The following is an 18,259-nucleotide window of genomic DNA, read 5'->3' on the forward strand; positions in this document are numbered from 1 at the left end:
GTCGCATCAGCTCGCGAGCACAGGGCAGTTGGCGCCGCGCCGCAGGCTGATATGCGCCACGTCGCCGACGCTGAATTGAAAGCCGTCGGCGCGGCGCGGGGCATCGATGACGATCGAGGTCCCCTGCCCGAGCTCGGCATGAAGGCGCAGCGTGCGGCCGTGGAAGACGATGCCGCTCACCCGCGCCGGCGCGGTACCCTCGGCGGCCTCGGTGACAACGAGCAGATCCTCCGGACGCACGCCGATGGTGCGTGTTTCGCCCGCGGCCGGTGTTTCGCCGGTTTCGGAGACCGCCTCCAACGGCAGCTTGCCGGCGGCGAAGCGCAGGCGCTCGCCGGCGCGGCCGACAAAGCGCGACTGCAACAGGTTCATCGTGCCGATGAAGCTGGCAACGAATTTGGTGGCGGGCCGATCGTAGAGTATGGCCGGCGGCGCGATCTGCTCGATGCGGCCCTTGTTCATGACGACGATGCGGTCGGAGATCGACAGCGCCTCGGTCTGGTCGTGAGTGACCATGACGAAGGTGGTGCCGAGGCTTGATTGCAGCCGCTTCAGCTCGACCTGCATCTGCTCGCGCAGATGCGCGTCGAGTGCCGACAGCGGCTCGTCGAGCAACAGCACGCGCGGCTCGCAAACGATGGCGCGGGCGAGCGCGACGCGTTGGCGCTGGCCGCCGGAGAGTTCCAGGACGCGGGCGCCGAGCTTGTCGGCGAGCCCGACCATCTCAAGCGCCTCGCCGACGCGCTTGGCCTGCTCGGTGCCGGACAGCTTTCGCAACGACAGGCCAAAGCCGACGTTCTCGGCGACGTCCATATGCGGGAACAGCGCATAATCCTGGAAGACGGTGTTGACCGGACGGTCGAAGGGCCTCAGGCCAGTGATGTCGCGGCCTTCAAGCAGCACCCTGCCGCTCGACGGATTCTCAAAACCGGCGATGACGCGCAGGCTCGTCGTCTTGCCGCAACCGGACGGACCGAGCAGCGTGAGGAATTCGCCGGGCGCGATGTCGAGATCGACGGCGTCGAGGCCAACAATGCCGCCCGGAAAGATCTTGGAGACTTTGTCCAACCGAACGAGCGCATCAGGCGCCATCGCGCACCTCGGACGGCTTGGTGGTGTTGACCCACAGGATCTGGCAGCGCTCGGCGCCGGGATTGCGGAAGGCATGCAGCAGCGTGCTCTTGAAGGCAAAGCTGTCGCCGGCCTTGAGCACATAGGTCGTGGCATCCACCACCAGCTCGACTTCGCCCGTCAGCACGAAGCCGAACTCATGGCCGGCATGGGCGTAGGCTTCCGCCGTGCCGCCGCCGGCCTCGACGGTCACCAGCATGCCGGTGAGCGTGGCGGCGGGGGGCGAGAGCAGCGCCTTGGCGATGCCTTCGGATTTCACGGGGATCTGTCGCCGCTTGTCGGCCCGCACGCAATAGAGGTCGTTGACCGCTTCATTGCCGTCGGCAATCAGCGCCGAGGGCTCGATGTCGAGCGCCGCGGCCAGCGGCCAGATCACCTTGACGCGCAGCGAGGACATGCCGCGCTCGATCTGGCTGAGAGCGCCGATGGAGATGCCGGCCTTGGCGGCAAGCTCGGCCAGCGACAGCTTGCGCTCGAGTCTCAGCGCCCGCACGCGGCGACCGACCCGCACGTCGGCATCGTCCTTCGACCTTTCGGCCGCTTCGTCCAGTATGTCCATGCGTCGGTCCTCGTTTTGCTTTCTCCTTCTCCCCTTGTGGGAGAAGGAGGATCGGCGCGAAGCGCCGAGACGGATGAGGGGTGTTGGCCCGAACGCCGTCGTTGCCAAGCTGGAGCACCCCTCATCCGTCGCCTTCGGCGACACCTTCTCCACAAGGGGGAGAAGGGGGAGCCTCAGCTCACCCGCCGGCCTTCACCTTCTCGAACATCTTGGCGACGTCGTCATTCTGCTTCATCGGGCCGGTGAAGATCGTGCTCTTCAGCATCACCTCCGGATCCGACGGCAATTGCAGCTTGTCCAGCTCCTCCTTCGACACGCCGGCGAAGGCGGTGCCGAGCGAGCTGCCATAGCCGTAGGACTGGATCAGATATTTGCCGGAGTCGGCATCGAGCCGGCTGTTGATGAAGTCATAGGCGAGATCGACGTTCTTGGCGTCCTTCAGCATGACGAAGCCGCAGGCCCAGGTCAGCATGCCTTCCTTCGGCTTCATGAACTCGACCGGCACGCCCTGCTTCTTGAGCGAGGTGGCCGACGCGTTCCAGGTCATGGCGGCGACCAGTTGGCCGCTCGCCAGCGCCTGTTCGACCGAGGTCATGTCGGTGGTGTAGCTCGACAGCAGCGGCCGCTGCTCACGCAGCTTTTCGGCCACCTTGTCCATCTGGTCCGGGGTCATGTCGAAGGGATTTACGCCCGCCAGCAGCGCCGCGACGATCGGCGTGTCGTGCACGGCGTCGATGGTCGCCATGCGGCCGGCATATTGCTTGTCCCAAAGAAGGTTCCAGCTCGCCTCGGGGTTCTTCACCAGGTCGGTGCGGTAGAGGATCGAGGTGTTGCCCCAATCCCACGGCACCATCCAGACCTTGCCGTCGCCGGCCTGCAGGTCGGGCAGGTTCTTGAACACCGGAAAGATCGAATCCCAGTTCTTGATGCGCTTGGTGTCGATCGGCTGCAGCAGGCCTTCCTTGTTCCAGCGCGCCAGCTTGTCGTAGCAGGGATGCGCGATGTCCGGGCGGAAGCCGGCCTTGACCTTGGTGAAGGCGTCGTCGTCGTCGCCGAAGATCGTCGCCTCGACGCCGTCCGGATGGGCGGTGAGGAAGCTCTTGTTGAAGTCGGGCAGCTCGTAGCCCGACCAGGTGAAATATTGCAGCTTGTCGGCGGCCAGCGCCACGGTCGACGACAGCGCAAGCGCCAGTGCGGCAAGGCCGGCCCGGGCCTTGTGTCCGGCGATCGATTTCAGGTGGAATGCCATTTTCGTTCTCCTCTTTTCTTTGTTGTGGTTCAGGCTGGATTGCGGCGCGCGGCGCCGAGACCGCGATGGCGCAGTATCTCGGCGAGGGCGGCGATGACGAAGGACAGGGTGAGGATCACGGTGCCGAGCGCCATCACGGTCGGCAGCGAGCGTGGGAAGCGCAGCTGGCTCCAGATGTAGAGCGGCAGCGTCGGCTCGGTGCCGGCGAGGAAGAAGACGACGATGAACTCGTCGAAGGAGGTGAGGAAGGCGAGCATGAAGGCCGACAGCACCGCCGGCAGGCTGAGCGGCAGCATGACGCGCCTAAACGTCATCCAATCGGAGGCGCCGAGGTCGAGCGCCGCCTCGCGGATGGTTTTTGGAATGGCGGCGAAGCGGCTGCGCATCACCACCACCGTCGCCGGCAGCGCCACCAGGATGTGGCCGAGCACGATGGCGACGCGCGACGGGCCGAGGCCGACGAGGTTGACCAGGATCAAGAGCGATATGCCGACGATGACGCCGGGGATCAGGATCGGCAGGCGGGCGACGGCGCTGATCGTGGCCGCCAGCGGCGAGCGGCCGTAGAGGTCCATATAGGAGACGGTGATGCCGCAGAGCGTGGCGCCGGATGCAGCGACGACACCGATGACAAGACTGTTGCCCAAAGCGCCGGAGAGCGCGGGATTGCCGTAGAGCGTCGCATACCATTCAAGCGTGAAACCCTGCAGCGGAAACGCCGCCTGGATGGAATCGTTGAAGGAAAACAGCGGGATCAATAGGATCGGCAGATAAAGGAAGACGAGATAGGCAAGCACATAGAGGCCGAGCCAGCGGCCGCCTGCGTTGGTTCCGGAACGCGTCGCGCTCATGTGCGGCTGCCAAATCTGCGGTCGGCGCCGCGCGCCAGAAGAACCACGCACAGGATGACAAGCATGACGCAGACCGAGAGCGCGGCGCCGAACGGCCAGTCGTTGGCTTTGCCGAATTGTGACTGAATGAGCGAGCCGATCATGGTGCTGGCCGGGCCGCCGACCATGGCCGGCGTCACGTAGTCGCCGACCGTCGGCACGAAGACGACGAGGGCGGCCGCCAGCACGCCCGGCATGGAATTGGGCAGCACAACGCGGCGGAACGCGGTGAACGGCCTGGCGCCGAGATCGGAGGCGGCTTCGAGCAGCGATTTCGGGATGGTGTCCAGTGCCACATAGATCGGCAGGATGGCGAAGGGCGCGTAGGCGTGGGCGAGCGTGACTACCACCGCCGTCGGCGTGTTGAGGAAGGCAAGCGTCGGCTCCGACCAGAGGCCGCTTTCGATGAAAGCCGAATTCAGCACACCGTTATAGGCAAGCACGATCTTCCAGGCGAAGACGCGCAGTAGATAGCTGGTCCAGAACGGCAGCGTGACCAGGAAGAGCAGCAGGTTGCGGCGCCGCCCGGCATGGAAGGCGAGGTAATAGGCAACCGGATAGGCCGTGACCACGGTCGCCAGCGTCACCAGGCCGGCGATGACCAATGAGCGCAGCGTCACTGTCCAGTAGAGCGGATCGGTGGCAACGGTGACGAAGTTTTCTACCGTCAAGCCGGCGCCGAGCAGCGAGCCGTCATTGCCTCTGAAGGCGAGGAACAGCACGAGGCCCAACGCGAACAGGATCAGGAAGAAGGTGACCAGCCCGCCCGGCAGTAGCATGGCGAAGCGGAAGACCGGCGAGATGCGAGATTCCGGCAATGGCCGCGCTGCAACGATGGTCGACATCTGACTGCCTATGTGGGGGCTGCCCATCGGATTTTTTGAAATCGTCTAATGATTTTTCATATCCGTGAAACTGTCAAGTTGAATCGGTTGTGCGCTGCAGCGCCGGCGGCGACCTCAGCGCTCGAATGCGTCGAGCATCCGGTACCAGGTGATGGTGGCGGCAACGCCGATCTGGCGGAAGGCGTGGAACGGGATCGGCCGGATCGGCGTCAGTGGGAAAGGCAATTGCCTGGCATCGCTGCTCGCCAGGTAATTTGCCACACGCTTGCCGAGCGCGCTCATCAGGCCGACGCCCCTGCCCTGGCAGCCGGCCACGGCAAGCAGCCCTTTTTCCGGCTCATGCAAATGCGGCAGGTGGTCAGGCGTCATCGCGACGCGGCCGAACCAGCGCTTCTCGATCGTAATGCCTTCAAGCACCGGATAGAGGCGAAGGAGCGCGCGTTCGAGATGCGCCCAGTCGGCGGCGCTGGACGGCAGCGCCATGCGGCCGCGGCCGCCGAGCACCAGCCGGCTGTCGGCGCTCTTGCGGTAGTAGATGAGGATGCGGCGCGAGTCAGAAACCGCCTGGCCGCCGGGCAGGATCATGGAAGCAAGCTCAGCCGGCAGCGGCACGGTGGCGATCTGGAAAGAATGCAGCGGCACGATCGTCTGCGCGAGACCGGGCAGCAGGCCGTCCGTGTAGGCATTGGTGGCGAGCACGACCGACTTCGCGCGCAGTTCGGCTCCGCCTTGCGTCGAAACCCGCCACAGGCCGACTTCCCTGCCGAGTTTCACAACTTTCTGCCGTTCGGCGATCTTCGCGCCGGCGGACGCCGCGATGCGCGCCAGCTCCGCCGTGTAGGAAAGCGGATCGATGACGCCGGCGCGCCGATCGAGCCAGCCACCGAGATAACCTCTCGCGCCGGTCATCGCCGCGATCTCGGTCCGGCCGAGTAGCTCGACGTCGGCGCCGCGCGTCCGCCATTGCCGGTCGCGGTTGGCGGCAGCCTTCAAGGCAGTCTCGGTGTGCGCTGCCTGGATCCAGCCGTTGCGCGTGAACGGCACCTCGAGTTTCTCGTCGCGGATGAGGTCGAACACGGCGTCCGCAGTCGAGGCGGCGAAGTCGACCAAGGCTTCGCCGCGCTCCTTGCCGAAATGCCTGACCAGCCATTCCGGATCGTATTTGAGCCCGGGGATGACCTGGCCGCCATTGAGGCCGGAAGCGCCCTGCCCGATCGCGCCGGCATCCAGCACCTGGACCGAAAGACCGGCGCGTGCCGCATGCAAGGCGGTCGACAGCCCCATGATACCGCCGCCGACGATCACCGCGTCGAGCGTGCCGCCGGCTGAGAGTTCGGATTGGAAGGCCGCTGCGGTGTTGGGCTTCCGCCAGACGGGATCGGAAAAGACTGCGGGCAAGGATCACCTACGGCGTTCGACGCTTTGTGAAAATCCTATTGGTGATTTCACGAACTTGAAAGAGCGTTTCACTGGGCCAGACGGCGACGGCCGTGAAAGACGGCATCTGCCCTGGCCCCACGACAGATGTCATCAACGGGATAGACGTTTGGGCAAAATGCGGGGAAAGTGCCGCGCGAAAAAACGAGAGGAAACGACATCATGACCGACCCGACCCGCCTGCCCGCCGACGGCATTTTCGTCGGCCGCGCCAGGACCAGCGAAGCGTCCCATCCGCTGGTGGTCACGGTGCGCGATGGCCAGGTCATCGAAATCACCTCGAGCGCGGCGCCCACGGTTCGCGATCTCTGCGAGCTGAGGGATCCGGCCGACTATGTGCGCTCAGCCGAGGGCAAGGCGATCGCCGCGCTCGACGAGATCGCCGCCAACAGTTTCGAGGCCAGGCGCGACGCCAAGAAGCCGATCCTGCTCTCGCCCGTCGACCTGCAGGCGGTGAAGGCTTCCGGCGTCACCTTCGTCGTCAGCCTGCTGGAACGCGTCATCGAAGAGCAGGCGCGCGGCTCGGCGGAAAAGGCCGACGCCATCCGCGCCGACATTGCCGGGCTGATCGGCCATGACCTGTCGAAGCTCAAGCCCGGCTCGCCAGAAGCGATGGAGATCAAGGCCAAGCTGATTTCGCGCGGCGCCTGGTCGCAATATCTGGAGGTGGGCATCGGCCCGGACGCCGAAATCTTCACCAAATGCCAGCCGATGGCCTCCGTCGGCTTCGGCGCCGATGTCGGCCTGCATCCCGTCTCCACCTGGAACAATCCGGAGCCGGAGATCGCCATGATCGCCGACAGTTCGGGTCGGATCGTCGGCGCCACGCTCGGCAACGACGTCAATCTGCGCGATGTCGAGGGGCGCTCGGCGCTGCTGCTCGGCAAAGCCAAGGACAACAATGCTTCCGCCTCGCTCGGGCCGTTCATCCGGCTGTTCGACGACACGTTCTCCATCGCCGACGTGAAGCGCGCCACGGTGCGGCTCAGCGTCGAGGGCGAGGACGGGTTCTCGCTGGAAGGCGCAAGCTCGATGGCCGAGATCAGCCGCTCGCCGGAAGAGCTGGTCAAGGCCGCGATGGGCCCGCATCACCAGTATCCGGACGGGCTGGCGCTCTATCTCGGCACCATGTTCGTGCCGTCGAAGGACCGCGGCGAGAAGGGCAAGGGTTTTACCCACAAGGTCGGCGACATCGTCACCATCTCGTCGGAGAAGCTCGGCGCGCTGGTCAATCGGGTTCGCCTGTCGCCCGATTGCCCGCACTGGACCTATGGCGCCAGCCACCTCATGCGCGATCTCGCCCGGGCCGGCCTCATCTAGCAGCGGATCATAGCGGCAATAGGCTTGCGCTCATTGCCGCAGGCTGATGAGCGCAACGGCGGAGTTTGCCCGCAGAATATCACCGCAACTGATGCAATCTGATGGGATTGCTGATGGCGTGCGCGCCTGTGCCAACATCCATTGGCGACGGAGGCTTGTCAGCGGCCGAAAAAGGGAATGCTCTAGACGTTCCGGTCGGCGCTGAAAGGAGATGCTGTCCTTGAGGGTTGCATCGCGCTTGATGTGGAGGTGGATTTCAACATGGGAGGAAATCGAATGCTTTCGAGGCTGAGACTGCTCGTGCTTGGCTTGATCGCGGCAATCGCCATTCCGGCGATGGCCGAGGCCAAGACATTCTACTGGATTTCACACGGAGGCCCGGCCGATCCGGTCTGGACCTACTTCCTGGCCGGCGCCAAGCAATGGGCGACGGACACCGGCAACAGCGTGAACACGTCCTTCCACAATGGCGATGTGGCGTCCCAGCAGGAGGCCGTTCGCGCCGCCATCTCGGCCAAGGCCGACGGCATCGTGACCACCAGCCCCGATCCGGGCAGCCTTGTCGAGATCGTCAAGGAGGCGCGCGCGGCCAACATCCCGATCATCAACTTCAACACGCCGGACCCGAAGGCCAACTTCAACGCTTATGTCGGCGGCGACAACGTCACCTTCGGCAAGCACTGGGCGCAATATCTGGTCGACAAGGGTCTGGTGAAGAAGGGCGATTTCGTGTGGATGCCGGTCGAGGTTCCCGGCGCCACCTATGGGGTGCAGGAAGAGGAAGGCATCAAGAGCGTGTTCGAGCCGCTCGGCATCACCTATGAGGTCACTGAAGCGACGCTCGATCAGGCCGAAGTGATCAACCGCATGGTCGACTACCTCACCGCGCACAAGGGCAAGGTGAAGGCGATCATCGGCCTCGGCGACCTCGTCACCGGTTCGATCAAGCGCGTGTTCGACCAGGTCGGTGTCAAGCCGGGTGAAATCCCGGTGGTCGGCTGGGGCAACTCGCTCGACACCACGCAGGAAGTGCTGAACGGCTACGTCAACGCGGGCCAGTGGCAAGACCCGCAGGCGACCAGCTATGTCGCGCTGTCGCTCGCCAACATGGCCGCCAGCGGCATTCCTCCGGGCTTCAACGTGATCACCGGCGCGCTCTATGAGAAGGACACCGCCGGGGTCTACGACAAGATCCTATCCGGCAAATAATCCGCGACCCATGGCCGTGGCCGCTTCTGCGGCCACGGCCATTCCTTTCCCGAGCTTGCCGCCGCGCAGGCTTCAGCCAATCAACTACGTCGCGGGCTCAATGGAAAACCGATCCTTCATCCAACTTTTTGTCGCGAGGCCGGAGTTCGGGCCGCTGGTGCTGCTGGTCATCGAGCTCGCCGTCTTCTGGGGCATCAATCCCGATTTCCTGTCGCCGCAGAACATCTCCAACATTCTGGCCTTCACGGTAGAGCTCGGCCTGATCGCGCTGGCGATGACGCTGTTGATGACGTCGGGCGAATTCGACCTCTCGGTCGGATCGCTGTTCGGTTTCTCGCCGGTCTTGATGTGGACCCTGTTCAACAGCGGCGTCACTTCTTTGGAAGCCGGCTTCGTCATCGCATTGCTGGTCGCCGCCTTCATCGGGCTGGTCAACGGCTGGTTCGTAACCCAGCTCAAGATCCCGTCCTTCCTGGTCACGCTCGGTATGCTTCTGGTGGTGCGCGGCACCGCCCTGTTTGTCACCAACGGATTCCCGCAGCGGACCTGGAGCGCCGAAGGCAGCTGGCTTGCGGACATCCTGGTCGGCGATTTCTATATCGGGCCGTTCCGCATCTACGCCTCACTGTTCTGGTTCATAGGTGCTGCGATCGCGCTGGGCTATGTGCTGACGCAGAGCCGAACCGGCAACTGGATCCAGGCGGCGGGAGGCAACCCCAATGCGGCGCGTGCGCGCGGCGTCAACGTCAGTGGCGTCAAGATTGGCCTGTTTGTCCTTTCGTCGATCATGGCCTCGCTCGCCGGCGTCATCTCGTCGCTGCGCACCTCGGCCGCCAACCCCAACAGCGGCACCGGCTACGAGCTCGAGGTCATCGCCATGGTGGTGATCGGCGGCACGGCGCTGACAGGCGGGCGCGGCACCATCATCGGCACCGTACTCGGCATCCTGATCCTGCGCGTGATGCGCAACGGCATTGTGCTGATCGGCGTGCCGGGACTCGCCTACAACATCTTCATCGGCGCGATCATCCTCGGCATGATGGCGCTGCATTCATGGCTCGAACGCCGGCACCAGGCAGGGACGTGACCGATGGCCGAACCGCTGATCCGCATGGTAAACATCCGCAAGTCCTACGGGCGCGTGCAGGCGCTGGTGGACGCCAACTTCCATGTCAACGAAAGGGAGATCGTCGGCCTGCTCGGCGACAACGGCGCCGGCAAGTCGACGCTGATCAAGGTGCTGTCGGGCGCGGTGCCGCTGACCAGCGGCGACATCTTCGTGCGCGGCAGGAAGGTGAACTTCCGCAGCACCAGCGACGCCATCGCCGAGGGCATCGAGACGATCTATCAGGACTCCGCGCTGGTCACGCAGCTGTCGATAGCGCGCAACCTGTTCCTCGGGCGCGAGCCGATCAAGCCGCCGCGCTTCCTGAACCGCATGGACCAGGAGGCGATGAACACGGTGGCGCGCGACCTGCTCAAGCAGGTCGGTATCTCGAAAAACATCCCGCCGACGACGCCGATCGGCTCGCTGTCGGGCGGCGAGCGGCAGGCGGTGGCGATCGCGCGCGCCATGCATTTCGACAGCGACCTCATCGTCCTCGACGAGCCGACCAACAATCTCGGCGTCGCGGAGACGCAAGGGGTGTTAAGCTTCGTGCGCGGCGCCCGCGATTCCGGCCACTCCTGCATCTTCATCGCCCACAACATCCACCACGTGTTCCAGGTGGTCGACCGCATCGTGGTGATGCGTCGCGGCAAGGTGGTGGCCGACGACATCGACCCAAAGCAGACAACCGTCGCCGAGGTCGAGCGGATCATCACCGGCATGTCGGACAAGGAGATCCGCGACGCCATTGCCGACGGCCCGCAGCCGCATGGCTGATTTGGCCTGACGTTGATTTGGCCTCACAGGGGCTCGCATCCCATTCTATGACTGGACCCATGAAAGCCACCGTAGCGGACATCGCCAGGAGCTGCGGCCTGTCGACCGCGACGGTCGACCGGGTGCTCAACAACCGGCCCGGCGCTAGCGCGGCCAACCGGCAGCGGGTCATGGAAGCGGCCAAGCAGCTCGGCTATCTGCCGACGCTCGACCAGGTCGTGCTGCCGTCGAAGCCGGCGCATCTCGAGTTTTTCCTGCCGATCGGCAGCAACGCCTTCATGGCGGATCTCGCCCATCATATCGAAGATTATGCCGCGCGGCTGCCGCTGGTCGCCTCCTGCCGCATCCACAACCTTGCCGGCATTTCGCCCGGCGCGCTGCAGGGCGCGGTCGAGAACCTGTCGCTGAAAGCCAATGGCGTCGGCGTCATCGCCGTCGACCATCCGCGCACGCGCAACATCCTGCGCGAGCTGGTCGAGGCTGGCATCCGGCTGGTGACGCTGGTCTCCGACGTGCCGGCAGCACCGCGCTCGGCCTATGTCGGTATCGACAACCGAGTGGCGGGGCGCACTGCTGCGCTGCTGATGGGCCGCTTCCTCGGCGGTCGGACCGGACATCTGGCAATGGTGGTCGGCTCGCGCTCCTATCGCGGCCATGAGGAGCGCGAGATGGGTTTCCGTTCGGTGCTCGCCGAAGAGTTTCCCAATCTCACCATTTCGAGCGCGGTCGAGATCAACGACGAACCCGACGCCAGCTACAGCGCGACCATGAAGGCCTTGCACAATGAACCGGAACTGCTCGGCATCTATTGCGTCGGCGCGGGACGCTCGGGCGTGGCGAAGGCGCTGCTTGAAGCCAAGCCGCGCAAGAAACCGGTGTTCATCTGCCACGACCTGACGAAGGAAACACGCCGCTATCTCGTCGACGATCTCGCCGACGTCGTCATCGACCAGAATGCGCGGCTGATTGCCGAGCAAGCGGTGATCCGACTGCTCGGCTCGATCGCCTCATCGGCGCCGTACCTGACGAAGAAATTCATCGAGCCGCGGCTGATCTTCAAGGAAAACGTTCCGGTACAGTGAGTTAGCCGCTTCGGGCGACGCCGCTATACCCGGATTTGTAGGAGGAATAGCCGGCGGTGCGACAAATCTGCACACCAGCTATGCAAGTTTCGAGGTTGCCGAATCATTAAGCAACTAGTACATGTATAGGTGTCGGCCGTCTCCTCCTCCCAGATGTGATGCCGACGATGAGTGCGGCGCACCTCCTCCCGCGCCGTGTTCGAAATCGAGCCCGCTGCCACCTCCTCCCGGCAGCGGGCTTTTCTTTGCCTGCATGAAGGCGGCGACCGCGGAATCCCCCTCACCCGGATTGCCACCCGAATTGCGAAGGGCAAATCGGGGCAATCCGACCTCTCCCCGGTGGGGAGAAGGTGGCCGCGAAGCCGCCGGATGAGGGGGACTCGCGAATTCGATCGCGCTATCAGCGCGCCCGGAACGAGGCGATCAGGCCCTCGGCCATGCGCACGAACTGCGCGCTCGGGCCTTCGGCGCCGACGCTCTGCATCGAGACGCGCGCGCCTTCGAGCAGCAGCGACAGCGTGTCGGCGAGCAATTCGGCCTGGCCGACGCCGGCGTCGCGGCAAAGCGCAACGAGCTTCTCGCGCTGGGCTTCCTTCAATTCCTTGATCACGCGCCTTGCCGGATGGTCCGTCTCGCTGAGCTCGACGGCGGCATTGGCCATGTCACAGCCGCGGCAGTCTGCGCTCAGCATTTCCGAGGCCTTCTGGACCCAGGCATGCAGTTGCGCGAGCTTGTCGCCGGGATGTGCAGCCTCGAACTCGTCCCATATCCGCGCGGCCTTCGCCGCAGTGGCCCGCAGGCATTCGATGATCAATTCGTCCTTGGATTCGAAGTGACGGTAGAGCGTCATCTTGTTGGTGCCGGCGGCTTCAGTGATGGCGTCGACGCCCACGCCCTTGATGCCGTGCTTGTGGAACATGTCCTGCGCCGTCTCCAGGATCCGATCCCGGGGGCGAGTACGCTCCACGACGCCGTCTGTCATCATGCTCTCCTTTGGTTTCCAAAAATCCCTCGGCCACCTCTTGACTAGGGTGTTACCGGTCTGTAACTTCCAGAATGTTACTTACTGGTAACACCTATGTCGCTCGCCGTCAACGACAAGGCCCCTACCGATAGGCCCTGCCAGAGCGAGATAGGACCAGAACCTGCCTGTCATGCGGCTTCGGCCGGTGAAAAGAGAAAAAAACGGTCCGTGATCATCCGATGCGGGCCGCAAGCAAGGAGTTACTCCTATGCAAAAGCGCAAAGACCTGACGATCGACGAAGCCATCCGGGATCCGATGATCCGGCTGGTGATGAAGGCTGACGGGATCGATCCCGGAGCCTTCGAACGGATGTTGCGCTCGCGCGCGGCGCAACAGGCGCCGGGTGATGAAGGCCTGCCATCCTTCCTGGAGGACGCCGGCTCCGGCCGGGTCCGGCGCATGCGCCATTTCGCAAAGCCGTTCGGCGAGGCATCCGCATCATGGTAAAATTCTTCATCCACCGCCCGATCTTCGCGTCCGCGATCGCCATCATCATGGTGCTCGCCGGCGCGATCGCCTATTTCCTGCTGCCGGTCTCGCAGTTTCCGGACATCACACCCCCGCAGGTCGTGGTCAGCGCCCATTATCCTGGTGCCAGCGCGCAAGTTGTGGCCGACACGGTCACCACGCCGCTCGAGCAGCAGATCAACGGCGTGCAAGGCATGACCTACATGTCGTCGACGAGCTCGAATGACGGCTCCTCGACCATCACCATCACTTTCGACGTCGGCTATCCGCTCAGCACAGCGGCCGTCGACGTGCAGAACCGCGTCTCGCAGGCCGCATCCTCCCTGCCGGCCATCGTCAACCAGGGCGGCGTGACGATCAAGAAACAGAACCCCAATTTCGTTCTGATCGTCGACCTCACCTCGCCGGACGGCTCGGTCGATCCGGTGGCGCTGAGCAACCTCGCCTATCTGCAGGTGGTCGATCCGCTGAAGCGGCTGCCCGGCGTCGGCGACGTGCAGATCTTCGGCGAGCGCCGTTATTCGATGCGCGTCTGGCTCGATCCGGACAAGCTCGCCAATCTCGGCATCACCGCCGTCGACGTTCAGAACGCCATTGCCGAACAGAACGTGCAGGTGGCGGCGGGCAAGATCGGCCAGTCGCCGGCGCCGGCCGGCACCTCCTTCGAAATGCAGGTCAACGCGGTCGGCCGCCTCAGCGACCCGAAGGAATTCGGTGACATCGTCGTGCGCGCCAATTCCGCCAACGGCTCGCTGGTGCGGCTGCGCGACGTCGCCCGCATCGAGCTCGGCGCGCTGCAATATTCCTCGTCAGCCTTCTTCGGCAAGGACCCGACCGTGGTGCTCGCCGTCTACCAGATGCCCGGCTCCAACGCCCTCGACCTGCAGCAGCGGGTCAAGGACAAGATGCAGGAATTGTCGGCGCGCTTCCCGAAGGGCGTCAGCTACGCCATGCATTACGACACGACGCGCTTCGTGTCGGCCTCGATGCATGACGTGCTGATCACGCTTGGCGAGGCGCTGGTGCTGGTCGTGGCGGTGGTGTTCATCTTCCTGCAGAGCTGGCGCACCACGATCATTCCGACCATCGCCATCCCGGTGTCGCTCGTCGCGACGCTGGCGGTGATGTACATGCTGGGCTTCTCGCTCAACATGCTGTCGCTGCTCGGCATGGTGCTGGCAATCGGCCTTGTCGTCGACGATGCGATCGTCGTCGTCGAGAATGTCGAGCGACAGCTGGAGGCCGGCCTCAAGCCGCTTGCCGCGACGCGCGCGGCAATGGCCGAAGTGACGGGGCCGATCATCGCCACCACCGCGGTGCTGATGGCGGTGTTCATCCCGGTCGCCTTCATCCCCGGCGTTTCGGGGCGGCTCTACAACCAGTTCGCGCTGACCGTCGCGATCTCGGTCGGCATCTCCGCCTTCAACTCGTTGACGCTGAGCCCGGCGCTGAGCGCGGCGTTCCTGCGCCATCGCGGCGAGACGCAATTTGTGTTGTTCCGCTGGTTCAATGCCGGCTTCGACTGGCTGTCGCACGCCTATGCCCATGGCGTGCGCATCCTGATCAAGCTGCGCTGGGCCATGCTCGGCCTGTTCGCGGCCGGCCTGGTCGCCACCTATTTCGTCTGGCAGAAGCTGCCCTCGACCTTCCTCCCGGTCGAGGACCAGGGCTATTTCTTCGTCGTCATCCAGCTGCCCGACGGCGCCTCGCTCGAGCGCACCGACGCGGTTGCGCAGAAGGCGCGCGACATCCTGCAGAACACACCCGGCGTCGACATCGTCGGCTCGATCAGCGGCCTCAACTTCCTGACCAGCGCCGCGCAATCGAACTCGGCGGTGGAGTTCGCGATCCTCAAGCCGTGGGACGAACGCGGCCCTGACCAGAGCGCCTCGAAACTCGTCGAGCAGGTGCGCGGCAAGCTCCTACAGATGCCGGAGGCCTTCGCGCTCTCCTTCGATCCGCCTTCGATCCCCGGCATCGGCACCACCGGCGGCTTCGAGTTCCAGGTGGAGGATCTCTCGGGTCGCGGCAGCGCCGCGCTGAACGACGTGACGCAGGCGCTGATCGCCGAGGCGCGCAAGCAGCCGGAGCTCAACCCGCAGCAGCTGTTCTCGTCCTTCTCGACCTCGACGCCGCAGTTCAACTACGACCTCGACCGCAGCAAGGCGAAGCTTCTGGGCCTCAACCTGCCCGACGTGTTCAACACGCTGCAGATCTATCTTGGCTCGCTCTACGTCAACGACTTCAACCTGTTCGGCCGCACCTTCCGGGTGACGATCCAGGCCGACAAGGATGCGCGCGCCGATGCGACCGACATCTCACGGCTCTATGTGCGCAACGCGTCGGGCGGCATGGTGCCGCTGAGCACGCTGGGCAAGCTGGTGCCGATCGTCGGCCCCGAGACCGTGCCGCATTACAACAACAATGCCTCGGCCCTGATCAACGGCGGCGCCGCCCCGGGCTTCTCGTCCGGACAGGCGGTTGCGGCGATGGAGCGGGCGGCGGCGAACGTGCTGCCGCGCGACTTCGGCTATGAGTGGACCGGCATCACCTATCAGGAGCTCAAGGCCGGATCGATCGCCTCGATCGTGTTCGGGCTCGCCATGGTCTTCGTCTTCCTGATCCTGGCGGCTCAGTATGAAAGCTGGGCGATGCCCTTCATGGTGCTGCTGGCGGTGCCGCTGGCCTTGTTCGGCGCCTTCGTCGTGCTGTTGCTTCGCGGCATGCAGATCGACGTCTACTCGCAGATCGGCTTCGTCATGCTGATCGGCCTGGCGGCGAAGAACGCCATCCTGATCGTCGAGTTCGCCAGGCGACGGCGCGAGGAAGGCTTGACCATCGTCGAAGCGGCGATGGAAGCCGCGCGGCTCAGGCTGCGGCCGATCCTGATGACGGCCTTCGCCTTCATCCTCGGCGTGCTGCCGCTGATGTTCGCGACCGGTGCAGGTGCGGCCAGCCGGCAGTCGATCGGCACCACCGTCTTCGGCGGCATGGTGGCGGCGACTGTCCTGTCGCTGGTCTTCGTGCCCGTCTTCTACGCGGTGATCGAGAAGCTGCGCGAGCGCGGCGGCGAGAACGAACCTGCCGCGGGGCAACTGTATGCCCCGCACCAACAAGAGATTGAACTGACCGCCGAGCCCGTGCGGCTCGCCGATGCGGCCGAATAGGATTGGAGATCAACATGCGTAAATGGAAAATCGCTTTGGCAACGGCCGTCGCGCTGGGCGCGATCTCGGTGGCAAGTGTGCATTTGCTCGACATGGGCAATCTGAGCCTCAACGCCAGCACGGCGGGCGCAGCACCTGCGCCCAAGGCTTTCGTCATGCCGGTGCCGGTGGTGAACGTCGTCAAGAGGACGCTGCCAATCTATCTCGACTACGCCGCGCGCGTGGAGCCGATCCGCAGCATTACCCTGCAGGCGCGGGTGCCGGGCTATCTGCAGGAGCAGACGGCGGCCGACGGCAGCGACGTCAAGCAGGGCGACCTGCTCTACCGGATCGCGCCCGAGGACTATCAGGCAGCACTCGACCAGGCGAAGGCGCAGGTGGAGCGCGACACGGCGACGCTCGACTACGCGCGCTCAAATCTCGGCCGTGGCAGCGAACTCGCCAAGAGCGGCTATCTCGCCAAGGACAGCTTCGACCAGCGCACCAGCACCCTGCGCGGGGCCGAGGCGGCGCTCGCGGTCGACCGGGCGGCGGTGCGGACGGCCGAGCTCAATCTCGGCTATGCCGAGATCAAGGCACCTTTCTCCGGGCGGGTCGGCCGCAATCAGGCGTCCGTCGGCACGCTGGTGAGCGTCGCCGGCACGGTGCTCAACACGCTGGTGCAGCTCGACCCGATCTACGTCACCTTCAATCCGAGCGAGACCGACCTCGTCCAGATCGAAGAAGCCAGGGCGGCGGGACCGATCGCGGTCGACGTGCTGCTGCCCGGCGAGACGCAGCCAAGCCAAAAAGGTGAGCTCACCTTCATCGACAACACGATCGACCATTCGACGGGAACCATCACCGCCCGCGCCACGATCGGCAACGCCAAGTTCAGGCTGCTTCCCGGCCAGTATGTCCGGGTGCGGCTGCATGTGAAGGAACAGCCCAACACGCTGATGGTGCCGCAGGTGGCGCTGGGGTCCAGTCAGCTTGGCAAGTACCTCTATGTGCTGGGCAAGGGCAATACCGTGGACCAGAAGCTGGTCTCGCTCGGGCCGACCGACGGCGACCTGATTTCCGTTACGTCTGGCATCTCCGAAACCGACCAGGTGATCACGGGCAATCTGCAGAAGATCGGACCCGGAATGCCGGTTTCTCCCTTGCCGCAACCGAAACCGGCCAGCTGATCAACCCCCGATCAGGCCCGGTCCAGCACGGCGCCCTCGACTCATGTCGGGGGCGCCGTTTTGGTATCTGGCTCAGGCCAGAGGCCGAGCGGTTCGACGCGGCGGCTTGCAGCCGTTTCGCGTCGTTCCGGATGTGGTCCGTCTGCCCGACTACTTTGTCGCGAAGGACTCGAAAATGGTCAACATTTCCTGCGTCTTCGCGCTTCGTGTATCCGACAAATGGCGTCACACCATTTCCACCAGATTGACAAGTTTCGACCCTATGCCTTCCTACGGATTGCATTTTTTGATTTGCTTCTTCCATCAATGGGGGTAGACTCCACGCAAGGCTGCTGGGCACATCGCAGGAGACAGACAGATGGCTAAGCAGGAAAACTCAATCGAATCCGCGCATCGCGCGAAACTCCGCGAAACGGATTGGGAAGATTTGACCGAAGCGGGCGCCTATGTCGAAATTGGCAGCGGCGATCTCTATCGGTTTCCCAAGGAAGCCCTAATTCAGGGCGGATCTCCTCTCGTGACCAAGGAAAGCCACGGTGCATCAAGGCTACTTCAGGTCAGCACCGATCCATACGTGACGACGATGAAGGCTCGGCTCATTTGCGCTCAGCATAACGTCGAGCCTAACTTCTAAGACTTGCTCCAGGCCATAGGGGCGGAATGAAAACCGCCCAGCAATATGCCGACGCTCCAGTGGCCTGGGGCGATATGGCGTTCGCGTTCAACTGCATAATTGTCAAGGGCGGTCGGAACCCTGACGGGATCGGACGGCGATCCCACTTATGCCGGCGTCGCCGGAGGCCAAGGCCGGATCCTGCGCATG

16 protein-coding genes are annotated in these 18,259 nt (G+C 64.3%); 9 read left to right on the forward strand and 7 right to left on the reverse strand.

From position 1 onward, the window contains the following. Positions 1–6 precede the first annotated feature (6 nt). The 6 genes from EH240_RS06530 to EH240_RS06560 all read right to left on the reverse strand — a co-directional run bounded on the left by EH240_RS06530 (position 7) and on the right by EH240_RS06560 (position 6,072). Positions 7–1,092, reverse strand: a complete 1,086-nt coding sequence (locus EH240_RS06530) for an ABC transporter ATP-binding protein (protein ID WP_124996589.1) — start codon at positions 1,090–1,092, stop codon at positions 7–9. Then, positions 1,082–1,690: a cupin domain-containing protein gene (locus EH240_RS06535; protein WP_124996590.1), complete on the reverse strand. Its 609-nt coding sequence runs from the start codon at positions 1,688–1,690 to the stop codon at positions 1,082–1,084. The genes EH240_RS06530 and EH240_RS06535 overlap by 11 nt, the downstream gene beginning before the upstream one ends. Positions 1,691–1,868: 178 nt before the next feature. Beyond that, positions 1,869–2,939, reverse strand: coding sequence for an ABC transporter substrate-binding protein (locus EH240_RS06545; protein WP_124996592.1), 1,071 nt, complete (start codon positions 2,937–2,939; stop codon positions 1,869–1,871). Positions 2,940–2,968: 29 nt separating this feature from the next. Next, a complete protein-coding gene (locus EH240_RS06550; protein ID WP_124996593.1) occupies positions 2,969–3,790 on the reverse strand; it encodes an ABC transporter permease in 822 nt (273 codons plus the stop codon). Continuing rightward, positions 3,787–4,674, reverse strand: a complete 888-nt coding sequence (locus EH240_RS06555; RefSeq protein WP_124996594.1) for an ABC transporter permease — start codon at positions 4,672–4,674, stop codon at positions 3,787–3,789. The genes EH240_RS06550 and EH240_RS06555 overlap by 4 nt, the downstream gene beginning before the upstream one ends. A gap of 114 nt (positions 4,675–4,788) precedes the next feature. Beyond that, positions 4,789–6,072, reverse strand: a complete 1,284-nt coding sequence (locus EH240_RS06560; protein WP_124996595.1) for an NAD(P)/FAD-dependent oxidoreductase — start codon at positions 6,070–6,072, stop codon at positions 4,789–4,791. Positions 6,073–6,273: 201 nt separating this feature from the next. On the opposite strand from EH240_RS06560, the gene EH240_RS06565 reads away from it, so the two are divergent. The 5 genes from EH240_RS06565 (at position 6,274) to EH240_RS06585 (ending at position 11,607) form a co-directional block, all read left to right on the forward strand. Continuing rightward, a complete protein-coding gene (locus EH240_RS06565; RefSeq protein WP_124996596.1) occupies positions 6,274–7,431 on the forward strand; it encodes a fumarylacetoacetate hydrolase family protein in 1,158 nt (385 codons plus the stop codon). Between the two features lie 276 nt (positions 7,432–7,707). Then, complete coding sequence (locus EH240_RS06570; RefSeq protein ID WP_124996597.1) at positions 7,708–8,640, forward strand: sugar ABC transporter substrate-binding protein; 933 nt, start codon at positions 7,708–7,710, stop codon at positions 8,638–8,640. 100 nt (positions 8,641–8,740) lie between these two features. Further along, positions 8,741–9,727, forward strand: coding sequence for an ABC transporter permease (locus EH240_RS06575; protein WP_124996598.1), 987 nt, complete (start codon positions 8,741–8,743; stop codon positions 9,725–9,727). A 3-nt stretch (positions 9,728–9,730) separates the two neighbouring features. Then, a complete protein-coding gene (locus EH240_RS06580) occupies positions 9,731–10,525 on the forward strand; it encodes an ATP-binding cassette domain-containing protein (protein ID WP_124996599.1) in 795 nt (264 codons plus the stop codon). Positions 10,526–10,584: 59 nt separating this feature from the next. Then, on the forward strand, positions 10,585–11,607 hold the full coding sequence (locus EH240_RS06585; protein WP_124996600.1) for a LacI family DNA-binding transcriptional regulator: 1,023 nt from the start codon (positions 10,585–10,587) through the stop codon (positions 11,605–11,607). 400 nt (positions 11,608–12,007) lie between these two features. On the opposite strand, the gene EH240_RS06595 is transcribed toward EH240_RS06585, so the two are convergent. After that, on the reverse strand, positions 12,008–12,589 hold the full coding sequence (locus EH240_RS06595; RefSeq protein ID WP_124996601.1) for a TetR/AcrR family transcriptional regulator: 582 nt from the start codon (positions 12,587–12,589) through the stop codon (positions 12,008–12,010). A gap of 250 nt (positions 12,590–12,839) precedes the next feature. Here EH240_RS06595 and EH240_RS06600 point away from each other — a divergent pair, with 250 nt between their 5' ends. The 4 genes from EH240_RS06600 to EH240_RS06615 all read left to right on the forward strand — a co-directional run bounded on the left by EH240_RS06600 (position 12,840) and on the right by EH240_RS06615 (position 18,070). Next, positions 12,840–13,079 carry a hypothetical protein gene (locus EH240_RS06600; RefSeq protein WP_124996602.1) on the forward strand — a complete coding sequence of 80 codons (240 nt, stop codon included), beginning with the start codon at positions 12,840–12,842 and terminating at the stop codon, positions 13,077–13,079. Then, positions 13,073–16,267 carry an efflux RND transporter permease subunit gene (locus EH240_RS06605; protein ID WP_124996603.1) on the forward strand — a complete coding sequence of 1,065 codons (3,195 nt, stop codon included), beginning with the start codon at positions 13,073–13,075 and terminating at the stop codon, positions 16,265–16,267. The genes EH240_RS06600 and EH240_RS06605 overlap by 7 nt, the downstream gene beginning before the upstream one ends. Positions 16,268–16,281: 14 nt before the next feature. Further along, the gene (locus tag EH240_RS06610) at positions 16,282–17,436 is read left to right on the forward strand and encodes an efflux RND transporter periplasmic adaptor subunit (protein ID WP_124996604.1); all 1,155 of its coding nucleotides are present in this window, start codon (positions 16,282–16,284) and stop codon (positions 17,434–17,436) included. 358 nt (positions 17,437–17,794) lie between these two features. Then, positions 17,795–18,070, forward strand: coding sequence for a hypothetical protein (locus EH240_RS06615; RefSeq protein ID WP_124996605.1), 276 nt, complete (start codon positions 17,795–17,797; stop codon positions 18,068–18,070). Positions 18,071–18,259: the final 189 nt, after the last annotated feature.

The organism is Mesorhizobium tamadayense, assembly GCF_003863365.1.
Classification (GTDB): Bacteria; Pseudomonadota; Alphaproteobacteria; order Rhizobiales; family Rhizobiaceae; genus Mesorhizobium; species Mesorhizobium tamadayense.

Bases quoted from the DNA above. Each gene is read 5' to 3' on its own strand.
- EH240_RS06580 (WP_124996599.1), top strand. From the start codon at position 9,731: ATGGCCGAACCGCTGATCCGCATGGTAAACATCCGCAAGTCCTACGGG.
- EH240_RS06555 (WP_124996594.1), bottom strand. From the start codon at position 4,674: ATGTCGACCATCGTTGCAGCGCGGCCATTGCCGGAATCTCGCATCTCG.
- EH240_RS06595 (WP_124996601.1), bottom strand. From the start codon at position 12,589: ATGACAGACGGCGTCGTGGAGCGTACTCGCCCCCGGGATCGGATCCTG.
- EH240_RS06615 (WP_124996605.1), top strand. From the start codon at position 17,795: ATGGCTAAGCAGGAAAACTCAATCGAATCCGCGCATCGCGCGAAACTC.
- EH240_RS06570 (WP_124996597.1), top strand. From the start codon at position 7,708: ATGCTTTCGAGGCTGAGACTGCTCGTGCTTGGCTTGATCGCGGCAATC.
- EH240_RS06535 (WP_124996590.1), bottom strand. From the start codon at position 1,690: ATGGACATACTGGACGAAGCGGCCGAAAGGTCGAAGGACGATGCCGAC.
- EH240_RS06575 (WP_124996598.1), top strand. From the start codon at position 8,741: ATGGAAAACCGATCCTTCATCCAACTTTTTGTCGCGAGGCCGGAGTTC.
- EH240_RS06565 (WP_124996596.1), top strand. From the start codon at position 6,274: ATGACCGACCCGACCCGCCTGCCCGCCGACGGCATTTTCGTCGGCCGC.
- EH240_RS06545 (WP_124996592.1), bottom strand. From the start codon at position 2,939: ATGGCATTCCACCTGAAATCGATCGCCGGACACAAGGCCCGGGCCGGC.
- EH240_RS06585 (WP_124996600.1), top strand. From the start codon at position 10,585: ATGAAAGCCACCGTAGCGGACATCGCCAGGAGCTGCGGCCTGTCGACC.
- EH240_RS06610 (WP_124996604.1), top strand. From the start codon at position 16,282: ATGCGTAAATGGAAAATCGCTTTGGCAACGGCCGTCGCGCTGGGCGCG.
- EH240_RS06600 (WP_124996602.1), top strand. From the start codon at position 12,840: ATGCAAAAGCGCAAAGACCTGACGATCGACGAAGCCATCCGGGATCCG.
- EH240_RS06530 (WP_124996589.1), bottom strand. From the start codon at position 1,092: ATGGCGCCTGATGCGCTCGTTCGGTTGGACAAAGTCTCCAAGATCTTT.
- EH240_RS06605 (WP_124996603.1), top strand. From the start codon at position 13,073: ATGGTAAAATTCTTCATCCACCGCCCGATCTTCGCGTCCGCGATCGCC.
- EH240_RS06550 (WP_124996593.1), bottom strand. From the start codon at position 3,790: ATGAGCGCGACGCGTTCCGGAACCAACGCAGGCGGCCGCTGGCTCGGC.